The organism is Roseateles sp. GW821-FHT09B06, assembly GCF_059418245.1.
In genome coordinates, this window is sequence record NZ_JBWKPM010000018.1 from 93,699 (window position 1) to 96,522 (window position 2,824).

The 2,824-nt window shown below is 67.5% G+C and carries 3 protein-coding genes and 2 tRNA genes; 4 read left to right on the plus strand and 1 reads right to left on the minus strand.

What is annotated here, in order from left to right:
• Nucleotides 1-53 precede the first annotated feature (53 nt).
• The 3 genes from AC07OQ_RS16215 to AC07OQ_RS16225 all read left to right on the plus strand — a co-directional run bounded on the left by AC07OQ_RS16215 (nucleotide 54) and on the right by AC07OQ_RS16225 (nucleotide 1,647).
• Nucleotides 54-129, plus strand: a tRNA-Gly gene (locus tag AC07OQ_RS16215).
• Nucleotides 130-218: 89 nt separating this feature from the next.
• Nucleotides 219-307: transfer RNA gene (locus AC07OQ_RS16220), tRNA-Leu, on the plus strand.
• Between the two features lie 35 nt (nucleotides 308-342).
• Entirely contained in the window at nucleotides 343-1,647 is a 1,305-nt protein-coding gene (locus tag AC07OQ_RS16225) for an MFS transporter (protein WP_495054157.1), read from the plus strand.
• Nucleotides 1,648-1,656: 9 nt separating this feature from the next.
• Here the strand turns inward: AC07OQ_RS16225 and murI are convergent, their stop codons facing one another.
• Nucleotides 1,657-2,469 carry a glutamate racemase gene (gene murI, locus AC07OQ_RS16230; protein ID WP_495054158.1) on the minus strand — a complete coding sequence of 271 codons (813 nt, stop codon included), beginning with the start codon at nucleotides 2,467-2,469 and terminating at the stop codon, nucleotides 1,657-1,659.
• Between the two features lie 164 nt (nucleotides 2,470-2,633).
• On the opposite strand from murI, the gene AC07OQ_RS16235 reads away from it, so the two are divergent.
• Nucleotides 2,634-2,824 (plus strand): electron transfer flavoprotein subunit beta/FixA family protein (locus AC07OQ_RS16235; protein ID WP_495054159.1); only part of this gene is annotated, 191 nt, incomplete at its 3' end.

Here is a 2,824-nt window from a genome sequence, read left to right on the forward strand (position 1 = left end):
CTCCAAAAAACCGGTTCGCGCCGGGCTCGACGTCACCAAGCGTCGGGCGAAATGCGGGTGTAGCTCAGTTGGTAGAGCGCAACCTTGCCAAGGTTGAGGTCACGAGTTCGAGCCTCGTTACCCGCTCCAAACTCAAAGGGGAAGTCTGCGGACTTCCCTTTTTCTTTGTGCTCTCCGGCGGTGCGCCGGCGCAGAGATAATGCGCACGCTTCAGCGCCGCCCGGGTGGTGAAATTGGTAGACGCAGCGGACTTAAAATCCGCGGCCCTTGACGGGGCGTACCGGTTCGAGTCCGGTCCCGGGCACCATCTTCCGCGCTGGCCAATGACAACAAAGGTCCGCGATGGGATTGATAGCGACGCAAGGCTTGCTGAACGAGGGTGTCAGGAAGCGCGAGCTGTTCGGCTGGTCGATGTACGACTTCGCCAACTCGGGCTACACGACGGTGGTGCTGACCGCCGTCTACAACGCCTATTTCGTCGGCGTCGTCGCCGAGGGCCGCCCCTCGGCCACCTTGTTGTGGACCTGCCTGATCGCGCTGTCCAGCCTGATCGTGATGCTGACGATGCCGGCGCTCGGGGCCTATGCCGACGCCCACGCCGCCAAGAAGCGCCTGCTGGCCTTCAGCACCGCCGGCTGCGTGATCGCAACCATCGGTCTGGCGCTGGCGGGGCGTGGCGAGATCTGGGGTGCCGCCATCGCCGTCGTGCTGTCAAACACCTGCTATTCCTACGGTGAATCGCTGATCGCGGCCTTCCTGCCGGAGCTTGCCAAGCGCGATGCGCTGGGGCGCGTCTCCGGCTGGGGCTGGGCCTTCGGCTATTGCGGCGGCATGCTGTCGCTGGGCTTGTCGCTGGCCTATGTGCTGCACGCGCAGGCGCGGGGGCTGCCTGCCACCGAGTTCGTGCCGGTGACGATGATGATCACGGCGGCGCTGTACGCGCTGGCCGCGCTGCCGACCTTCCTATTGCTGCGCGAGCGCGCGCGTGCGCAGCCAGACGGCCCGCAGGCGCGGCAGCGCAGGCGCGGCGGCCTGCAGCAGCTGTCGGCCTCCTGGCGGCGCGCCCAGGCCTATCCGGACTTCCTGCGCCTGCTGGCCTGCGGTACCAGCTATCAGGCCGGCATCGCGGTGGTGATCGCGCTGGCGGCCGTCTATGCCGAGCAGGCCCTGGGCTTCAAGCAGGCGCAGATCATGGCTCTGGTGTTCCTGGTCAACATCGCCTCGGCGCTGGGCGCCTTCGGTTTTGGCTATTTCGAGGATCGCGTCGGCCACCAGCGCGCGCTGGCCTACACCCTGGTCGGCTGGATGGCGATGGTCGTGTTGGCCTATGCGGCCACGACGCCTGTGGTGTTCTGGATCGCCGCGGTGATCGCTGGCCTGTGCATGGGTTCCAGCCAGTCCTGCGGTCGCGCGCTGGCCGGCAGCTTCGCGCCGCCGACCTGCCTGGCCGAGTTCTACGGCCTGTGGACCTTTGCCACGCGCCTGGCGGCCATCATCGGCCCGCTGACCTATGGGCTGGTCACCTGGATGACCGATGGCAACCACCGCCTGGCCATTCTCAGCACCGGCAGCTTCTTCGTGCTGGGCTGGCTGATCCTGCGCGGCATCGACATGCGGCGCGGCATCGCCGCCGCGCACGCAGCCTGAGACGGCATTTCAAGGCGCGGGCAGGGCCTCGACCTCGATGTCCCGCCAGCCCAGCGCGTTGGCGATAAAGCGCTGCAGCACGGCCGCATCGCCGGTGGTGGCGAGGTGCATGGACGCGCCGGGGTTGTCCGGAATGCCCAGCGCGCGCCACAGGCGCGCCGCCTGCTGGGCCACCGCCGTCTCGATGTGGAGCAGTTGCACGCCCTCGCCCAGGGCCTGCTGCAACTGAGCCTGAACCAGTGGGTAATGGGTGCAGCCCATCAGCACCGTGTCGACCTCGGCCGCGCGCAGCGGTGCGCACAGTTCATGGGTCAGCGTGGCCACGGCGGACGCCTGCAGATCGCCCTGCTCGATCAGGTCGACCAGGCCGGGGCAGGGCTGGCTGAGCACCTGGGCCGTGCCGGCATGGCGAGCGATCAGGTCGCGGTAGCGCGCGCTCGCGATCGTGGCCGGCGTGGCCAGCACGCCGATGCGGCCGGTCGGGCTTGCCGCCACGGCGGGCTTGATGCCCGGCTCGGTGCCGACGATCGGCAGCCTGGGCCAGCGCGCGCGCAGCGCGGCGATCGCATGGGCCGTGGCGGTGTTGCAGGCCACCACCAGCACGCATGCGCCCCGGTCCACCAGATGGCCGGCCAGGCGCAGGCTGCGCTCGATGATGTAGTCGGCACTGCGTTCGCCGTAAGGGGCATGGGCGGTGTCTGCGATATAGCGCAGCGGCACGCCGGGCAGTTGCCGGTGCAGTTCGCGCAGCACGGTCAGGCCGCCGACGCCGGAGTCGAAGACGCCGATGCAGGGCTGCGTCGTGGGAATGGTGCGATTCATGGCGGCCGCGAGTCTAGCCGCAGCGGATGCGAGCCCCGCCTTCGTGGTTAAAATAGAACGATCGTGCTATTTTTGGGCCCTGTGCCACCTGGGTGACTCAAGGGCCGCCGCCGGCACCCGTAGAATCTGATTAACGTTAACGTCAATTGCCCTGGAGTACTTCGATGAAGGTATTGGTTCCTGTCAAGCGCGTGGTCGACTACAACGTCAAGGTCCGCGTGAAATCCGACGGCAGCGGTGTGGACATCGCGAACGTCAAGATGTCGATGAACCCCTTCGACGAGATCGCCGTCGAAGAGGCCGTGCGCCTGAAGGAGAAGGGCGTGGTCACGGAGGTGATCGCGGTGTCCTGCGG